Annotated in this window: 19 protein-coding genes; 7 read left to right on the top strand and 12 right to left on the bottom strand. The window is 65.0% G+C overall.

All coding sequences use genetic code 11. From position 1 onward, the window contains the following. The first annotated feature begins 18 nt into the window (after positions 1-18). On the top strand, positions 19-636 hold the full coding sequence (locus AC56KW_RS11455) for a YdcF family protein (protein ID WP_497170859.1): 618 nt from the start codon (positions 19-21) through the stop codon (positions 634-636). On the opposite strand, the gene AC56KW_RS11460 is transcribed toward AC56KW_RS11455, so the two are convergent. The 7 genes from AC56KW_RS11460 to AC56KW_RS11490 form a co-directional block, all read right to left on the bottom strand. Further along, complete coding sequence (locus AC56KW_RS11460; RefSeq protein WP_497170860.1) at positions 588-1,190, bottom strand: LOG family protein; 603 nt, start codon at positions 1,188-1,190, stop codon at positions 588-590. The two genes, AC56KW_RS11455 and AC56KW_RS11460, sit on opposite strands and share 49 nt — an antisense overlap. Before the next feature lie 10 nt (positions 1,191-1,200). Continuing rightward, positions 1,201-1,896, bottom strand: a complete 696-nt coding sequence (locus AC56KW_RS11465; protein WP_497170861.1) for a TetR/AcrR family transcriptional regulator — start codon at positions 1,894-1,896, stop codon at positions 1,201-1,203. A 119-nt stretch (positions 1,897-2,015) separates the two neighbouring features. Then, on the bottom strand, positions 2,016-2,864 hold the full coding sequence (locus AC56KW_RS11470; RefSeq protein WP_497170862.1) for a response regulator: 849 nt from the start codon (positions 2,862-2,864) through the stop codon (positions 2,016-2,018). A 73-nt stretch (positions 2,865-2,937) separates the two neighbouring features. Continuing rightward, on the bottom strand, positions 2,938-3,924 hold the full coding sequence (locus AC56KW_RS11475) for an esterase/lipase family protein (protein ID WP_497170863.1): 987 nt from the start codon (positions 3,922-3,924) through the stop codon (positions 2,938-2,940). Next, the gene (locus AC56KW_RS11480) at positions 3,921-5,540 is read right to left on the bottom strand and encodes a GMC family oxidoreductase N-terminal domain-containing protein (protein ID WP_497170864.1); all 1,620 of its coding nucleotides are present in this window, start codon (positions 5,538-5,540) and stop codon (positions 3,921-3,923) included. Before AC56KW_RS11480 ends, AC56KW_RS11475 begins: the two co-directional genes overlap by 4 nt. Further along, complete coding sequence (locus tag AC56KW_RS11485) at positions 5,537-6,070, bottom strand: hypothetical protein (protein ID WP_497170865.1); 534 nt, start codon at positions 6,068-6,070, stop codon at positions 5,537-5,539. Before AC56KW_RS11485 ends, AC56KW_RS11480 begins: the two co-directional genes overlap by 4 nt. 46 nt (positions 6,071-6,116) lie before the next feature. Further along, positions 6,117-6,878, bottom strand: a complete 762-nt coding sequence (locus tag AC56KW_RS11490; RefSeq protein WP_497170866.1) for an RNA methyltransferase — start codon at positions 6,876-6,878, stop codon at positions 6,117-6,119. A 182-nt stretch (positions 6,879-7,060) separates the two neighbouring features. On the opposite strand from AC56KW_RS11490, the gene AC56KW_RS11495 reads away from it, so the two are divergent. The 4 genes from AC56KW_RS11495 (at position 7,061) to AC56KW_RS11510 (ending at position 11,413) form a co-directional block, all read left to right on the top strand. Beyond that, complete coding sequence (locus AC56KW_RS11495; RefSeq protein ID WP_497170909.1) at positions 7,061-7,840, top strand: inositol monophosphatase family protein; 780 nt, start codon at positions 7,061-7,063, stop codon at positions 7,838-7,840. Positions 7,841-8,098: 258 nt separating this feature from the next. Continuing rightward, entirely contained in the window at positions 8,099-9,460 is a 1,362-nt protein-coding gene (locus AC56KW_RS11500) for a DEAD/DEAH box helicase (RefSeq protein WP_497170867.1), read from the top strand. A 470-nt stretch (positions 9,461-9,930) separates the two neighbouring features. Next, positions 9,931-10,782, top strand: a complete 852-nt coding sequence (locus tag AC56KW_RS11505) for a hypothetical protein (protein WP_497170868.1) — start codon at positions 9,931-9,933, stop codon at positions 10,780-10,782. Between the two features lie 10 nt (positions 10,783-10,792). Beyond that, the gene (locus AC56KW_RS11510) at positions 10,793-11,413 is read left to right on the top strand and encodes a hypothetical protein (protein WP_497170869.1); all 621 of its coding nucleotides are present in this window, start codon (positions 10,793-10,795) and stop codon (positions 11,411-11,413) included. Between the two features lie 3 nt (positions 11,414-11,416). Here the strand turns inward: AC56KW_RS11510 and phbB are convergent, their stop codons facing one another. From phbB to AC56KW_RS11535, 5 genes are all read right to left on the bottom strand, one after another. Continuing rightward, on the bottom strand, positions 11,417-12,127 hold the full coding sequence (gene phbB / locus AC56KW_RS11515) for an acetoacetyl-CoA reductase (RefSeq protein ID WP_497170910.1): 711 nt from the start codon (positions 12,125-12,127) through the stop codon (positions 11,417-11,419). Between the two features lie 200 nt (positions 12,128-12,327). Continuing rightward, positions 12,328-12,882 (bottom strand): hypothetical protein, encoded by a 555-nt coding sequence (locus AC56KW_RS11520; RefSeq protein WP_497170870.1) that lies wholly within the window; start codon positions 12,880-12,882, stop codon positions 12,328-12,330. 75 nt (positions 12,883-12,957) lie between these two features. Further along, positions 12,958-13,845: a M90 family metallopeptidase gene (locus AC56KW_RS11525; RefSeq protein ID WP_497170871.1), complete on the bottom strand. Its 888-nt coding sequence runs from the start codon at positions 13,843-13,845 to the stop codon at positions 12,958-12,960. 2 nt (positions 13,846-13,847) lie between these two features. After that, positions 13,848-14,594: a glutathione peroxidase gene (locus AC56KW_RS11530; protein ID WP_497170872.1), complete on the bottom strand. Its 747-nt coding sequence runs from the start codon at positions 14,592-14,594 to the stop codon at positions 13,848-13,850. Positions 14,595-14,848: 254 nt separating this feature from the next. Then, complete coding sequence (locus tag AC56KW_RS11535; protein WP_497170873.1) at positions 14,849-15,472, bottom strand: winged helix-turn-helix domain-containing protein; 624 nt, start codon at positions 15,470-15,472, stop codon at positions 14,849-14,851. A gap of 519 nt (positions 15,473-15,991) precedes the next feature. On the opposite strand from AC56KW_RS11535, the gene AC56KW_RS11540 reads away from it, so the two are divergent. Beyond that, positions 15,992-17,020, top strand: coding sequence for an OmpA family protein (locus AC56KW_RS11540; RefSeq protein ID WP_497170874.1), 1,029 nt, complete (start codon positions 15,992-15,994; stop codon positions 17,018-17,020). Positions 17,021-17,152: 132 nt separating this feature from the next. Next, positions 17,153-18,067 (top strand): YihY/virulence factor BrkB family protein, encoded by a 915-nt coding sequence (locus tag AC56KW_RS11545; RefSeq protein ID WP_497170875.1) that lies wholly within the window; start codon positions 17,153-17,155, stop codon positions 18,065-18,067. Positions 18,068-18,102 lie beyond the last annotated feature (35 nt).

Below are 18,102 nucleotides of genomic sequence, written 5' to 3' on the forward strand. Positions count from 1 at the left end.
GCATCTTTCTGCCACCCCATGCACGCCGACCTGTCCGCCATCGCCGCCTACGTCATGCCCGAGGTGCCACTGGTGGCGTCCGACGTAGGCTTCCTGTTCGGCACCCGCCACGGCGTGGAAGAATTCTGCGTGGCCGCGCATGCGCTGTATGAGCGCGGCATGTTCCGCGTGCTGCTGGTGTCGGGCGGCGTCACGCGCGGCGACCCGCGCGCCGAGAGCGAGGTGATCGCGCAGCGCCTGCTGGCGCTGGGGATGCCGCCAGCGGCGCTGGTGCTGGAAACGGCGGCCACCAACACCGGCGAGAACGTGATCCTGGGCCGCGCCGCGCTGGCGGCGCAGATGGAATTGGCTTCGGTGCGCAGCGTGCTGGCGATCGGCAAGGCCTGCGCCATGCGGCGCTACCTGATGACGCTCGAACGCCACTGGCCGGGCCTGTCGTTGTCGGCTTGCCCGGTCAACTACTTCGGCGTCGCGAAGGACCGCTGGCACGAGCACGCTGAGTTTCGCGCGCGCGTGCTGGCCGAGTACGACAAGATCCCCGGCTATGTCGAACGCGGCTTCATCAGCGAACTGGCCGGCTACGGCGCCTACCCGCGCAATCCCCTCGCGTCGGCGTCGGCCTCGAGCGCCGCCTGAACCGCGGGCGCCGGCGCCGCTGCGCGCAGGCGCCGGATCAAGGCCTCGGGATCGCTGTCGGCCAGCATCAGGCCCTCGTGCTCGGGCCGCACGAAACCTTCCTTTACCTGGTGGTGCACGAAGGCGCGCAGGCCATCGTAGAAACCGTTCACGTTCAACAGCCCGATCGGCTTGGCGTGGATGCCCAGCTGGGCCCAGGTCACCATCTCGAACAGCTCTTCCAGCGTGCCCATCCCGCCCGGCATGGCGATGAAGCCTTCCGACAGGTCCGACATCATCGCCTTGCGTTCATGCATGTCCTTGACCACGAACAGGCGGGTCAGGCCAGCATGGCCGACCTCGCGCTCGACCAACGCGCGTGGGATGACGCCGGTCGCTTCGCCACCCAGGCGCAGCACCTCGTCGGCGATCACGCCCATCAGGCCGACCTTGCCGCCGCCGTAGACCAGGGCGATATTGTGGTCGACCATGGCGCGCGCGAGGCCGCGCGCGGCGTCGGCGTAGATCGGGTTGGCGCCGTGCGCGGCGCCGCAGTAGACGGCCAGGGATTTCATCGTGTGAACCTCAGAAGAAGTCGGCGCCCGGCTTGGCGTCGGCCGACAGTTTTTGGAGATAGTCGTCGGACAGCTTCTCGAACAGCACCCGGGTCTCGCCACGCAGGTAGGGCCCGACCATCGATAGCACCTGGTAGCAGCCGCGCGCCAGCGCGTCGGCGATGGCCTGCTGCTCGCTGTATTTGCGCGGATTGCGCACGTATTCGAACGACAGCCAGTAGGTCGCCACCACCACCATATTCGTCGCCATGGCGCCGATCTGCTGGTCGGATGCGTCGAGCGAGCCTTCGCTGCGCAAGTCTTCGCACAGCTGGCGGGCGACCTTGATCTTGTGGGCGTGGATGGCCTTGAAGTGCAGTTCGAGCTTGCGGTTGCGCGACAGCAGGTCGTTCAGGTCGCGGTAGAAGAAGCGGTAGCGCCAGATCAGCTTGAACATATGGTGCAGGTACAGCCACACGTCTTCCATGTTCGAGCGGCGCCCGGCGGGCACCGCCAGCACGCGTTCGATCTCGGCCTCGAACTGGACGAAGATCGAATTGACGATGTCGTCCTTGTTGCGGAAATGGTAGTACAGATTGCCGGGCGAGATATTCATCTCCTCGGCAATGACGGTCGTCGTGATATTGGGCTCACCGAACTCGTTGAACAGCCTGAGCGAGAGCTCGAGTATACGTTCGCGGGTGCGGCGCGGGGCTTTTTGTTGCATGTAGGCCGAAGTTAATAGTGCATTCCCGCAAGGATAACATCGAACGGTCGTTCGATGAATCTTTCGATCGGCCGTGGCGCCCGGCCACGCACTGGCTGCACGCCCCGGGTGGCCCGCGCCTAGGCGGCGGCGCGCTGGCTCTGCAGGCGGAAGGCCTCGTCGATCCGCTCGCGCAGGGAGCGTGCGCCGAGCGGCTTGATGTAGTGGTCGTCGGCCACGCCGCTGGCGATCGCCGCCTCGATCTCGGAGAAGTCGGGCTGGCCCGACAGCATCAGGCGCACGGTCTTGGGATAGCGTTCGGCGGCGCGCGCCAGCACCTCGGTGCCACGCATGCCGGGCATCGCCTGGTCACACAGGATCACCTCGACGGCTTCATGGTCGAGCACATCGAGCGCCTCTTCGCCCGAGCAGGCGCTCAGGACGCGGTAGGGCTGGCCGACCAGCATGTCGTTGAGCACCCCCAGCATGAAGCGGTCGTCATCGACCAGCAGCAGCGTGCGCGCCGCCGTTGCCGGTGCGGGAGCCTGCACCCCGGCTGAAACCGGACTCGGCTGGGCGGCGGGGATCGACGCCGGCGCGGCGCTTGCGGCGGCTGCGCCAGGCGGCGCCGCCAGGAAGGCTTCGAGCTCGGCCACGAAGCTCTCTGGTTCGATGGGCTTGCTGATATAGCCGTCGAAGCCGGCCGCCAGCACTTTTTCGCGGTCGCCCGCCATCGCCAGCGCCGTCACGGCCAGGATCGGCACGCCGCGCAGGGATGGCTCGGTCTTGAGCGCGGCCAGCACCGCGAAGCCATCCATGCCGGGCAGGTTGACGTCGCAGGCGATCAGGTCGGGCCGCTCGCTGCGCGCGGTCGCCACGCCGCGCGGCCCGTCGGCGGCGGACAGCGGCGTGTGGCCATAGGCGCCGAGCAGGAACGACATCAGCTCGATGTTCGCTGGGTTGTCTTCGATGATGAGGATACGGGCCACGATACTGCTCCGGGAATGCGATGTTGACATCACTGTACCATGCGCGCGCACGCTCGTGAGTCGGCGGTGCTGCTTAATGATGCTGCATTGCGCCAGCCCAGCCACGATCGACGCCGGTCGCATCGCGCGGAGCATCGCGCAGTGCATCCAGTTCGCGCAGCACGGCGGCCAGCACGCGCGGGTTGTGGCCGAGCGCCACGTGGCCCACGCCCGCGAACGCGAGGTTGCGCGCACCCTGCAGTTCGCTCGAGGTCTGCGGCGCGATGATGTTGTCGTGGTGGCTGTAGATCGAGGTGATGCGCGCGCGCAGCTCGGCCGGCTCGCCGGCCGCCAGGGCCGTCAACCACGCGCACTCCGGGCCGGCCACGCCCATGCGCCGCATCTGTCCGGCGTTGATGCCGATCCCGAAGGCGGCCAGGCAGGTGCCGTGGTGCGGGGTGCCGAGCGTGACCAGGCGCGTTACCTGGTCGGCGCCGCCGCTGCGCATCCAGGCGCGCGCCGCCAGCCCGCCCATGCTGTGGGCGACGACGACCAGTTGCCGCGCGCCGGCCTGCGCCTGCAGCCGCGCGGCGGCTTCCTCGATGCGCTCGGCATAGCCATCGATGTCGCCGGTCAGCGGCTCCAGGTCGAGCGTGGCGTGGCTGATGCGGGCCCCGGCCAGCATGGGCGCCAGGCTGGCCCAGTAGCCGCTGTTGCAGCCGTAGCCGTGCAACAGCAGCACCGGCGGATGCGCGGTGCCGGGGTAGATGCGGGTGAGCGCGCGCGCGCGCGGCATGTGCCAGGACGTCGTGAGCATGCTGGTGCTGAACTCTTCCCAGTACATGCGCAGGGCCGCACCCGGCCCGATCCGGAACGCGGGCGGCGTCGGGCTGGTGCTGCGCGCCGCCATCAGGAAGTTGTTGACGTTGATGAGCAGGCGCACCAACACGACGCTGCCGAGCCCCAGCGCCGTGGCCTGCCACCACGCCAGGTCGCGCCACACCACACCGGCGACGCCGATGCCGAGCGCCGCCAGCGCCTGCACCAGCAGGATCAGCCGCAGCAGACTGCGCGAGCTCATGCCAGCACCGCCGCCGGGCGGCCCGTCAGGCTGGACGCGAGGCCGCTGGCCAGGCGCGCCGTGATGGCATAGATCGTCAGTTGCGGATTGGCGCCGAGCGAGGTCGGGAACAGCGAGCCGTCGTGCACCGACAGGTTGGCAAGCCCCCGGTAGCGGCCGGCGGGATCGACCGCGCCAAGGCGCTCGTCACCGCTCATCGCGCACCCGCCCATCACGTGGGCCGAGGCCACGCGCGTGACGTGGGCGCGCTGCGGCAGCGCCGCGATCTCGCGCCGCGCCTCGGCCCAGGAACGGTAGCGCTGGGCCTTCTCGTGCGCCGGCTGGACGGTACGGGCGCCGGCCGCGAACTGGATCTCGGCCATGGACAGCATGGCGCGGCGTGCACCGTCCCACAGGTAGTCGTTCAGCGCATAATCGAGTTCGCCCGCGCCGTCGCCGCGCAGGCGCACGACGCCGCCGGGTGAATCTTCATGGAAGCCGTCGCGCAGCAGCGCCAGCATGCCACCGAGGTGGGCGAAATCGCGCATCGCCGCCGCGTGCTGCTCGCCGAAGCCGCTCATCGTGGTCGCCAGCAGCAGTGGATGCAGCGGCGGCGTCTCGAGCTTGTAGCCCATTGGGCCGTCGATCGCGTCCGTGCTGAGGAAATGGTCGGAATAGATGCTCTGCGGCGCACCGGACCAGCCCTCGATGCGCTTTTCGTAGAAAGCGGCCGAGATCACGGTCGGATGCAGGAAGGTGCGCTTGCCCAACTGGCCGCTGGGATCGGGCGCTTTTGAACGCAGCAGCAGCGCCGGCGTGTTGATGGCGCCGCCGGCGACCACGTAGTGCCGCGCGCGCAGGCGCAACTCGCGTCCACTCGGCAGTACGCCGCCCGCCTCCAGCGCGGTGCAGACGAGTTCTTCGACCTTCTGGCCACGCAGCTGCAGACGCTCGGCGCGGGCGCGCGTGACGAGCGTGGCGCCGTGGTCGAGCGCCGCCGGGATGGTCGTCACCAGCATCGACTGCTTGGCATTGGTCGGGCAACCCATGCCGCAATAGCCGAGGTTCCAGCAGCCCTGCACATTGCGGCGGATGGCCGAGGTGGCGATGCCGAGCGTGGCGGCGCCCTGGCGCAGCACGTCGTTGTTCTGGTTGGGGCCAACCAGCCAGTCGACCACGCCGGTGCGGCGCTCGGCCATGGCGAACCACGGCGCCAGCTCGTCTGGCGTGGCCTGGGCCAGGGCGTAGTGGCGGCGCCACCAGGCCAGGGTCGACTCGGGCGTGCGGAAGCTCGAGGTCCAGTTGACCGTGGTCGAGCCGCCAACCGCGCGGCCCTGCAGGATGTTGATGGCCTTGTCGCTGGTCTTGCGCGCGGCTGATTCCTGGTACAGGTCGGGATAGGCGTCGGCTTCGCGCATCTTGAAGTCGCGCGAGGATTTCAGCGGGCCCTCTTCGACCACGATCACCGACAAGCCTGACCTGGCCAGGATCTCGGCGCTGATGCCGCCGCCGGCGCCACTGCCGACGATGACGACATCGGCGTCCAACGTGCGGTCCTGCTCCAGCAGCGAGGCGTCGATCACGCGCCAGCCGCGTTTCAAGCCTGCCTCGATCGGGTCGGGAATGCGCACCGTCATGCCAGCCCCCGCGGCGGGCCGGGATAGCCGATCGCGTCCCAGCTGGCCGGCTGGGCGTACCAGGCGCCCAGCACCAGGTCGTGCAAGGCGCCGTAGGCGCTCCTCATCATGGCGAAGCGGTGCACGCGCCACTCTTGCAGGAAGGTGTTGACGTGGGCGATATCGGCACTGTCCCAGCCGGTCGGTACGCCGGTGAGCAGGCGCCGCGCCGGCCGCAGGGCCAGCAGGCCAAACAGGTCTTGTATTTCTTCTTGCGTGGCCAGCGGGAGGCCGCGGATCGCGGTTTCGACGGCGTCGATGGCGCTCGTCAGCTGCTGCGCGCGGCGGCCGGGATCGTGGGCCAATGCGCCGTCGAGGATGGCCGGCGCGATCGCGTGCAGGGCAGCGCGCGCCTCGCCGTCGAGCGCGAAGCGGCGTGCCGCGTCTTTGTGCGTGGCGCGGTACCAGGCGCCCCCGGCGCCAAGCGCCAGCGCGGCCAGGCCGCCGACGGCCAGGAAGGTCCTGCGAGAGGTACGGGGGAGATTCGCCATGTCCTCAGTGTACGCCATGCGCGGGCACGGACGGGTGCGACGCGGCTCAGCGTGGCGCCCTCGCCTTCAGGATCGCGCTGGCGATGCCGCGCAGGATATTGACTTCCTCGGTCTCGAGGCCGGTGCGCGCAAACAGGCGCTTCAGGCGCGGCATCAGCTTTTTCGGGTTGTCGGCGTCGAGGAAATCGATGGCCACCAGGGCCTGTTCGAGGTGCGCGTACATGCCCTCGACCTGGGTCAAGCTGGCGGTCTCGCCCTGGAAGCCCACGCCGCGCGCCTCGACGCCGTCGCCCACGGCGGCCAGCCGCGCTTCATAGGCGAGTACCTGGGCGGCCTGCGACAGGTTGAGCGACGAGTAGTCGGGGTTGGCCGGGATGTTGATCAGGACATTGCAGCCCTCGACGATCCCGTTCGGCAGGCCGACCCGCTCGTTGCCGAACACGATGGCCGGGCGCAGCTCCGGCTGGCTGCCGGCATGCGCGGCAAAGGCGCGCGGGGTCCAGACCGGCGGCGAGAATTCGCGCAGGCGGGCCGAGACGGCGGCGGCGAAATTGCAGCCATCCAGCGCCTGCCCGATGTCGGCGACGATGCGGGCCTGTTGCAGCACGTCGATCGCGCCGCTGGCGAAGGCCACCGCTTCCGGGTCGGTCAGCGGGTCCTGGCACTTGGGGTCGACCAGTACCAGGTCGCTGAAGCCCATCGTCTTCATGGCCCGCGCCACCGAGCCGACGTTGCCGGCGCGGCTGGTCTCGACCAGGACGAAGCGGAAGCGGTTGAAAAGAGAAGTGTCGGTTTGGGTCGGGTTCATTTACAATAGCGACCATCGCGCAGTGCGGACGGTTTTTTGTGATAACGGGAACAAGCCCGCGATTGTAGCCGGTTCGGCACTGCCCTGCTCTTTAATCACTCTTCAATAGCTGATCGTTCACGACGCCCCAAGGTGCGTGAGTGGGCGTTCGCATTTTTCACGGAAAAGCCTCCATGCACCCAATGCTCAACACGGCCATCAAGGCCGCCCGCCGCGCCGCCACCGTCATCAACCGCGCGTCCTTCGATATCGATCGTATCGTCGTCTCCGAGAAGCAGCACAACGATTTCGTCACCGACGTCGACCAGGCGGCCGAAGCAGCGATCGTCGAAACGCTGCTCAAGGCCTATCCGACCCACGCCATCCTGGCGGAAGAAAGCGGCGCATCCGGCAACCTGAACGACGAGAGTGAATTCGTGTGGATCATCGACCCGATCGATGGCACCACCAACTTCCTGCACGGCTATCCCAACTACTGCATCTCGATCGCGCTCAAGCAGCGCGGCGTGATCACCAACGGCCTGGTCTACGATCCGGTCCGCAACGACCTGTTCACCGCCACCAAGGGCGCCGGCGCCTACCTGAACGACAAGCGCATCCGCGTGCGCGGCACCGAGCGCATCGGCCGCGCCCTGCTGTCGGCCGGCCATGGTCCTGATCCGCGCGCGCTGGCCGAATACCTGCGCATGTACGAAGTGGTCGCCTCGCGCAGCCACGGCGTGCGCAGCGGCGGCTCGGCGGCGCTGGAACTGGCGAACGTCGCGGCCGGCCGCATCGACGGCTATTTCGAAAAAGGCCTGAAAGTATGGGATATCGCGGCCGGCGCCCTGCTCGTGACCGAAGCCGGCGGCATCGTCGGTGAATTCAACGGCGAGTCCGAATACCTAAACAAAGGCGACGTGATCGCGGCTGGCCCGAAGGTTTTCGGCGCGCTGATCCCGCTGCTGTCGCCTTTCGCGTAAAATAGCCGCATTACTGGTTGGTCGGGCCACTAGCACGCTGCGCTTGCCAGTGGCCCGATTGCTTTTGACCAGGCGCCTTACAAAGCATTACATAGTAATAGCGCAAAAACTTTCTATAGTGAAACTGACTTCACTATAATCCTTGCTGGCCGCCTTGCGCGGCAGTGTCCGGGCCTGTGCGCCATTGCGCGCCCGCACCAACCCGATTCCAGGACTTGCCGCCACTGTGGCGACGGGCCGTTTTTTACTGAAAAATCTATGTCATTTTCTTCACTTGGTCTCTCTGACGCGATCGTGCGCGCCGTGACCGAACAAGGTTACACCGCACCGACCCCGATCCAGAGCCAGGCCATTCCCGCGGTGCTGAACGGCGGCGACCTGCTGGCCGGCGCCCAGACCGGCACCGGCAAGACCGCGGGTTTCACCCTGCCGATCCTGCACCGCCTCTCGAGCGACGCCGTGGGCGCGGCCCAGCGTAACAAGAGCACAGCGCGCGTCATCCGCGCACTGGTGCTGACCCCGACCCGCGAACTGGCGGCCCAGGTCGAGGAAAGCGTGCGCCTGTACGGCAAGTACACGAACCTGAATTCGGCCGTGATCTTCGGCGGCGTCGGCATCAATCCGCAAATCAAGCTGCTCAAGCATGGCGTCGACATCCTGGTCGCCACGCCGGGCCGCCTGCTGGACCACGCCGGCCAGGGTACCGTTGACCTGTCGAAGATCGAAATCCTGATCCTGGACGAAGCGGACCGCATGCTGGACATGGGCTTCATCCACGACATCCGCAAAGTGCTGGCCCTGCTGCCGCCGAAGCGCCAGAACCTGCTGTTCTCGGCCACCTTCTCGGACGACATCAAGGCCCTGGCCGACCGCCTGCTGGACAATCCACAATCGATCGAAGTGGCGCGCCGCAATTCGACCGTGGAAGTGATCGCGCAAAAGATCCATCCGGTGGACCGCGACAAGAAACACCCGATGCTGGCGCACCTGATCAAGTCGAACAACTGGCAGCAGGTGCTGGTGTTCACGCGCACCAAGCACGGCGCCAATAAGCTGGTGGAACAGCTGGGCAAGGACGGCATCGGCGCGATGGCGATCCACGGCAACAAGAGCCAGTCGGCGCGCACCAAGGCGCTGTCGGAGTTCAAGGATGGCAGCCTGCAAGTGCTGGTGGCGACCGACATCGCGGCGCGCGGCATCGACATCGACCAGCTCCCGCACGTGGTGAACTACGACCTGCCGAACGTACCGGAAGACTATGTGCACCGCATCGGCCGCACCGGCCGCGCCGGCGCGACGGGCGAGGCGGTATCGCTGGTCTGCGTCGACGAGCACCAGATGCTGAAAGACATCGAGAAGCTGATCAAGCAGACGCTGCCGCGCGACGTGATCCCCGGCTTCGAGCCTGACCTGAACGCGAAGCCGCAGCCGATCCAGCTGCGCAGCGGCGCCCCGGGTCACGCGAACCGCGGCGGCCGTCCAAGTGGCGGTGGCGGCCGTGGCCATGGTGGCGGCAACGGCGGCAATAAGCCGCGCACCCCAGGCGCGGGCGCCCCGGCAGCCGCCGCCAAGCGCAACAGCGGCCCCCGCCCCGCCGCCTCCGCCCGCCGCGATCGCTAACCACCCGCAGTAGGGATCAGCGTCGAATTATTGGGAAAGATTCACAGCACCCAATTTTTCGACGTAATCCTCGTCTTGTTTCAATTGGGTTATTACCCAACAATGAGGGTCAGAGTAGAATTAAATGACAACATTCGAATGTTGTCATTTAATTTTACTCTGACCCTCATTATTTTCTTACCTCCTATCCATTAATTCGTCATTCTCGCGCGCTGATTGATGCCGCTCGTCTATTTATTTTCCACTTTTGCTGAAATCCATTTTTAGTGGCCATTTTTAGCCTATTAAATAATCAGGGTCAGAGTCGAATTGTTTGACAACTTTGAAAGTTGTCATTTAAATCGACTCTGACCCTCATGGTGGGGGGAGTGAGGTGGAGTGAGGGGGAATTGAGAATTGGCAAGGTGATGTGACGGGGGTTTGGAAGAATGGGCGTTCGGGCTACCGCTGGGTGGCCGGGAGGGTCCACCATGCTGCGTCGGGTTGCGGTCGGATGGCTGTTAGGGCTGGGCATGCTGCTCGGCGGGTGCGCGTCGCCCGGGTCGGTCAGCTTGCAGGAAGTGCGCGAGTTTGCGGATGCGTCTGCAAAGCTGGGTGGATACGCGGAATTGTCGCGGCGGTATCGGGATACGTTTGAGCGGGAGCAGCCTTATTTGTCGCCGCAGGCCGAGCGCATCGCGCGCGCGAACGACGCGCGGCGGCGGGCGGTGTACGACGATTTCGTGGCGATCCAGAAGACGCTCGTGCTGTATATGCAGACGCTCAGCCTGCTCGCTGGGGATGGACGGTATGACTTGTCGGCGCGGATCGATGACCTGGGCAATGGACTGAAGGCGAATGCGGAGTCGGGCTTGCAGCAGCGGCATGTGGCCGCGTATACGGGGATGACCAGGCTGCTGACCCGCGTCATCGCGTCGGGGTACCAGAATCGTAGCGTCGAGACCATGGTGCACGATGGCGATGCGGATGTGCAGGTGCTGCTCGATGCCATGATCTCGCTCACACGCCTCTATAACAAGACCAACGAGAATGAGAAGAAGACCGTGCTTGGCATATTTGATGTCGAGATGCCGTTTTCCAACCGTCATGCGGATCGCATGCTCCTGACCTTGGCCAAGGTCCATTACCTCAACAAGTCGACCGAGTACAAGCTGATTGACCGCCGTTACGAACTGGCGCTGCAGGGACTCACCAAGGTCGCGCTCGGTCACCAGAAGATGCGCGAGAACATGAACAAGCTGACCAGCGACGAGACCCGGCGCATGCTCGCGAATTATGGTCGCGATCTGCGGGCGATCCGCGATGGACTCAATGGCGATTGAAGGGGGTGTCATGCAAGAGTCATCAGACGGCAAGCCGGCGGCATCGAATGCGGGCAAGGCGCCCGAGGCCGCGTTCGCAGTTAGCGACGAGCTGAACGCCTCCCGCCAGCCTGCAGCGCTCGCCAAAGCCGGCCCGGGCCGCGGCTTGTCCAGCGTGCAGCACGTGGTCGAACTGGCAGATGGCCTGTCGACCATCGCCGACCGCCTGCACGAACGCATCCTGCGCGAGATCCGCAGCCATGACGGTGGCAGCGTGCCGTATCAGGTGCAGGACGCCATGCGCCGTTTGCTGGACGATGAAATGGTCTTGCGCCAGCGCGCCAACGCCCTGTACACCGACGCCGCCGCCTTCGTCATCCAGGACCTGGACCAGCCGCAAAGCCGGCTGGTGGCGCTGACCGCCCATGCCGCGGAAAAAATCCGCCGCATCGGCGTGATCGGTGAAGTTACCAGCCTGGTCAGCGGCCTGCTGTCCCTCGCCGGCGCCGTCGCCACCGGCCAGCCGACGCCGATCGTGCTGGCCCTCGAAAAGATTCACTCTCACAGCGCGGTGCTCGATACCCTCACGCCGCCGACCGCCACGGCCCGAGCCAGGACCCGCCAGCAACCGCCCAGGGCGCCCACTGGCTAACCCTCAGCACATATGCTGGCCGCCATTGATCGCGATATTCGCGCCGGTCAGATAGCCCGCCATGTCCGACACCAGATACGCCACCAGCCCCGCCACCTCCGCCGGCTGGCCCAGGCGTCCGACCGGTATTTGCGGCAGGATGCGCTCGCGCAGCACCTCCTGCGGCACCTGGCTCACCATGGCCGTGTCCAGGTAGCCGGGCGACACCGTGTTGACGGTGACGCCATGGCGTGCGACTTCGAGCGCCAGCGATTTGGTAAAGCCGTGCATGCCGGCCTTCGCGGCGGCGTAGTTGGCCTGACCGAAGGCGCCTTGCTGGCCATTGACCGATGAGATATTGATGATGCGCCCCCAGCGCCGCGCCACCATCGATTCGAGCACTGGCCGGGTCATGTTGAAAACGCTGTCGAGGTTGGTACCCATCACGCCATGCCAGTCGTCCTGGCTCATCTTGCGCATGCTGCGGTCGCGCGCGATGCCGGCGTTATTGACCAGGACGTCGATGCGTCCCAGGTCGGCCAGCACCTGGCGCACGGCGTTGTCGCAGGCACTGCCATTGGAGACGTCGAGCTCGTAAGCGCGTACTTCGATGCCCTCGGCCTGCTGGCCGGCCAGCCAGGCGTCGCGCCGCGCATTCTGCGGCGAATGCGTCGCCGCCACCAGAAATCCCTCTGCGTGCAGGCGGCGGCACAGCGCAGTGCCCAGCCCACCCATCGCACCCGTCACCAGTGCCACCCGCTTGTCTTGTCCTGCCATTGTCTCGCTCCTGTTCTCGTTAGCGCCATGGCCCAAGCCAGTGGCGCGATGGAACGTCGAGTGTAGGGAAAAGACAACAGAGGGCTGTTGATTAGGATCAAGTGTGAATTAGGCAGTTCGCGTGCAGACGTGAGCGCCGCGGGCGGCGCCCGAGGTCGTCAGGCAATGACGTCCGGCCGGCTGCCGGGGTCGAAATCGGCCCAGTCGCCGTCCACGATATTGCCCTGGGCGCGCTCGATATGGTGGGCGCCGAGCTGGCGCAGCAGGTCGACCGCGCGCGCTTGCTGTTCGGGATCGTCGAAAGCGACCGCCACCAGCATGCCGGCAGTACGCGGCGGGACGGCGTTCTCGCCTCCCTCTTCGGGCTCGCCCCGCTCTTTCATCTTGCTGAAGCTGAACAGCGAGCCGACATGGCCGCCCACCAGCCCGCCGACAATGGGTCCCAGCGGCCCGGTTACCGGCGAGGTCGCGGCGCCCACGGCAGCCCCGACGGCGCCACCCGTGGCCACGCCTTTCACCACGCCCTCGGGCGCCTCCTTGGCGCCGGGCGACTGAATGTGGTCGCCGCCTATGGGCGTCATGTCGTGCTGGCCCGGCTGGGACAAGTAAAAGCCGCTGATACGGTCGGCAGCGAAGCCGGCGTCGATCAAGGCGCCGCGCGCTCGGTCGACATCTTCCTGAAGCTGGAAACGTCCTGCAATAATGGTGGACATAGGCGATTCCTCCTGGATGGGTAGCTCAAGCATGCGCCTGTCGCGCCGGCCCATCTGTACGCAATCGCACGCTGTCTACCGCCACTGCCCATAGACCACGCCATAGCTCGACGGTTCGATGACCGGCGCTGGTGGAGCGATCTGCCATTGACGTGGATCAATCCGGTAATACTTGAGGAATTCGCCGTACAGAGCTGGATGACGCGCCGCAAGCTGATGCGGCTGCTCGAAGAAACTTTCCGTCGCCACCGCGAAGAATTCGGCAGGATTGGTCGCGCCGTAGTGATCCAGCACGCCCTGCATGCCCCACATCGCCTCCTGGCGCAGATTCGCATAGTCGCGCGACAGCACTTCGGACCAGCTGCGATAGCGCTCGCTGCTGCCCAGGTAAGGCGCGCCATTCGTATTGCCCGACTCGCTGTCGAGCTGGTGGGCGAACTCGTGCAGCACCACATTGTGTCCGGCCGACTCGGCGTGACCAGCGCGCCGCACGTGGTCCCAGGACAGGATCACGCGGCCGTCGCCCCAGGATTCGCCCAACAGATCCTGGCGTTCCTCGGTCACCACGCCGGAAAGGTCAACCTGCTTGCGCGGTACCAGGAAGGCGCCGGGATAGACCAGGATCAGATCGAGTGTGGGATAGATAGCGGGTTTGCCGCTGTCGCCTACCCGCCCCAGCAGTAGCAGGCAGGCCTGGCCCGCGATCGTCACCCGCATCTCGTCGGTCACGTCCAGACCGGCACACCCGACAAATTTCTTCTCGTGCAGGAATTGCTGGACCATCCGCTGCAGGCAGCGGCGCTGGTTCTCGTCCATTCCGGCATACTGGACCACATTGCGCGCCAGGATGGCGGCCTGCGCGGCCGGCAATGGCTGGGCCAGCGCACGACGCAGGCGCCACTTTGGCCATAGCCATACCGCCAGTCCGGCCAGGCCCAGCGCACCGATCATGATCCCTTCCATGCTCAAGCCCTGGCGGCCAGCCAGGCTTGCACCTCGTCGGCGCCACCGATCAGCTCGCCGCCAACGAAGACTTGCGGCCAGGTCATGCGGCCCGTCACGCCGCGCAGGACGATGGTGTTGATCTTTTGATCTTCAGAGATGTCGGTGTAATGGATATCGTTGTCACGCAGTGCCTGCTTGGCGCGCGCGCAATGCGGGCAGCCAGGACGCGAAAACATCACGACAGGTTCCGGCACTTCGGCGTCCGGCGCCAGGTAGGCCAGCATGGTATCGGCATCGGATACCTCGAACGGGTCGCCCTCGCGCTCCGGTTCGATGAAGATTTTCTCGATCACGCCATCGCGCACCAGCATCGAATAGCGCCAGGAACGGCGGCCGAAACCGAGCTCGCGCTTGTCGACCAGCATGCCCATGCCTTCGGCGAAGTCGCCATTACCGTCTGGAATGACAGTGATATAGCCGGCGTCCTGGCCCGCCTTCCACTGGTTCATGACGAAGGCATCATTGACCGAGATGCACAGGATGTCGTCCACGCCGTGCGAACGCAGCACCGGCGCCAGCTCGTTATAGCGCGGCAGATGGGTCGAGGAACAGGTGGGCGTGAAGGCACCCGGCAGGGAAAACACGACCACCGTGCGGCCCTTGAACAGCTCGTCCGAGCTCAGATCACGCCACTGGTCATCGGGCCTGGCCTTGAAGATCACGTTCGGGACTGCTTTGCCTTCCAGCGATTCGGCACTCGGTAACATCGTCACTCCTATCTGGTTTAACGCCGGCTGAGCGGCGACATGGCAGACAAGTGAGGATTATTGACCGGTTTTCAACACAGGAGCTGCAAATTGTCGGTCAACACAAAGAACCGTGACGGCGTATTCGCAACAAGCGCGCCGCGTGCCAGCCGCACAAAAAACAAAAACCGCGCATGAAGCGCGGCGAAATGACGACAGCGATCGTCGAACCAGGGCTATTGCGGGTCTCTACCGCGCCAGCCCCGGGCGCACACTCAGGCGCGTTCCTTGGCGACGGCGGCGTTCTGGCCGGGAGCCGGGCCGAACAGGGCAGCCACCAGCGGGTCACGGGCGACCGGACTACGGTTCACGCGGATCGCATAATGGGTGTCATCGGCCAGGATATGGAAGTGGCGACCGCTGCCGGCCATATTCTGTTCGCGCAGGCCCGGACGCTCCTTGCGCGGGGCGGCGCCCTCGCGCTTCGGCTGGCAGATCGCGGCCAGGAACGCCTTGACGCGATCGGGATCTGGCGAAATCTGGTACACAGCCTTGCCCAGGTAGGTCGCGGTGCCTTCGATATAGCGCGCCAGTTCGATCACGCCGGCTTCGCGCAGGTCGCGGATGTACTTGCGGGCGCCCGATGGCGAGAATTTGAGGAACCAGGCAATTTCGTCGGCCAGCATTTCGTGGCTCGACAGCTCGTTGATCAGCTTTTGCATGTTTTCGATGCGACGCTGGGTAGCCGAGGTCGAACGCACACGCTCGATCGGGGCCAGGGAAATCGGCGCGCGTTCGGTCGGTTGTGGCGGGACGCGCTCGATCAACGCCGAATTGCCGGAAGTGTGCACTGCGCCGGTTTCGCCAGATACCGCGTTGTGCTGAGTCGTTGCATGCATATCGATGAGCTCCATTATAGAGAGTGAGACTGTGTGGTCCGGGTCGCTGTGTGTCGTATGACACCCTGACAACATCTCGGTTCCGCTTAACTGGGCTCAAGATTGCCTGCATCAGACATCATGGTCTGTGCGCCATCCAACATTCGACAAGATTCCTGCAGGCACTAATTGTCGAATGCCCTACGAAATGATGGATCGCTTTATTGCGAAGCGCCATCACGACGTGGCGCCGCGCTGGATATGCGCATGGCGGGATGTCACGTCACCGGCGCCAATATCAATTTTCTATGAAAATCGCGTGACGACCGTCACGTCCGCACCCATGCACCAAATGACAAGGTGGTTACAGTTCGTTTCATCTTGGAAATGTGGAATATTTACCACTGTTGTAAAATTACATCGCCATTCTGCGTTGGGTGCGCTACCGCACCGAGCTTACGGAACTTGCACTGTTATTCTTTATCCAACATCGCTGCTGACGTATGCGTTGTCATCAACTTTAACCTACGGGAGTTACCTGTGAACAATACCAAGAAGATCGCCCTGGCTGCTGCACTGCTGTGCGCATCCGGCGCCACCCTCGCCCAAGAGCTCAACCCGTCGTGGTACATCCAGCCAAGCGTTAACCACGTGAAGCCGGATGCCGACTTCGGCGTGGACGACCGCGACACCGGTGGTGGCCTGAAATTCGGTAAGGCGGTGCACCAGAACTGGGATATCCAGATCGGTGCCAGCCAGACCCGCTTCGAGCAGGGTCGCAACGAATACCGCCAGACCCTGCTGGGCGTCGACGCCCTGCTGATGCTGAGCCGCGATCGCTTCCGTCCGTTCGTCCTGTTCGGCCTGGGCGCCGAGCGTGACAAGGTTAACAACCCAATCCGCAACGTCGAGAAAAACTCGCCGTATGCAACCGTCGGTATCGGTTTCCAGGCTAGCCTGACCCCGCAATGGTCGCTGCAAGCCGACCTGCGCACCGTGCGCGGCTTCCTGCGTGATGACGAAGAATTCGGCTTCAAGCGCAGCAACAACAAGATGCTGACCGTCGGCCTGAACTACGCGTTCAACCCGCCGCCAGCACCGCCGGCACCGGCTCCGGCACCAGTGGTCGAGGCGCCGCCTCCAGCACCGGCGCCAGTCGAACCGCCACCACCGCCAGCACCACGCTTCCAGAAAGTGACCCTGGAAGCCACCAAGCTGTTCGCCTTCGACAAGGCTGAAGTGATCACCCCGGCGCCGAAGCTGGACGAGATCGCCACTGCCCTGCAAGCCGACACCTCGGTCACCAACGTCGAAATCACCGGCTACACCGACCGCCTGGGTTCGGAATCGTACAACCAGAAACTGTCGGAACGCCGCGCCAACGCCGTGCGTGAATACCTGGTCGGCAAGGGCATCGACGGCAACCGCCTGCGCGCCGTCGGCAAGGGCGAAGCCAATCCTCTGGTCGAGTGCAACCAGAAGAACCGCGCTCAGCTGATCGCCTGCCTGGAACCTAACCGTCGCGTCGAAGTCGACCAGATCACGGTCGAAGTGCCAGTCCAGCAGTAATACCTTAGGCGACATCGCCCCGACGCACACGTCTTCCCGGCCGCCGTCCCGTACGGTGGCCGGGACAGTGGATTAGTCGTGGCAACGCTTATTCAGGGGGCTTCGGCCCCCTTTTCATTTGGAGGATGGTATATGGCAGTTAAGAAATGGTTCCCTTATACGAACCAGATTTTGAAGGTCTTGCGCTGCGCCGTGATGGAATGGCTGGACCACCGTGCCTCCAGCAAGGGCGCCGCACTGGCCTTCTATACGCTGTTTTCGCTGGCGCCGATCCTGGTGCTGGTGATTGCCGTCGCCGGTTTCTTCTATGGCGAAGAAGCGGCACAAGGCCAGTTGCTGGCCGAGCTGCGTGGATTGCTGGGTGCGCAAGGCGCGGACACGATCCAGGCCATCCTGGCCGGCGCCCAGAACAAGGAAACGGGCCGCTTCGCCACGATCGTCGCCACCGTGCTGCTGATCGTCGGCGCCACTACCGTGTTTTCCGAACTCAAGGATAGCCTGGACGAGATCTGGGGCTTGCCGGCGCCGGCCGATGCCGGCATCTGGAACACGATCCGTACCCGTTTGCTGTCGTTCGGCATGGTGCTGGTGCTGGGTTTCCTGCTGATGGTGTCGCTGGTCGTGAGCGCCGCCACCACGGTGGCCGAGAAGTTCATCACCGGTGTGTGGCAGGACGCCGCCATCGTCATGGGCTGGGTCGCCTCGGGCATTGGCTTCCTGGTCATCGCCACTCTGTTCGGCGTGATCTACAAGCTGCTGCCGCGCGTGCGGCTGTCGTGGAAGGACGTCACCATCGGCGCGCTCGGCACGGCCGCGATGTTCACGCTCGGCAAGTTCGGGATCGGCCTGTATATCGGCAATAGCGGCACCACCGACAGCTTCGGCGCCGCCGGCTCCCTGATCGCGCTGCTGCTGTGGGTATATTACTCGGCACAGATCTTTTTCCTGGGCGCCGAATTCGCGCGCCAGTATGCGCTGCAGATGGGAAGCTTGCACAACAAGCCGAAAGAAATTACCGGGGTTGAGCCGAAGACCAGCGCCGCGTAAGGCATGCAGGGTGGAAGGCTCCTTTCCACCCTGCT

The sequence above is a fragment of the Telluria sp. RT2P19 genome, assembly GCF_059685725.1.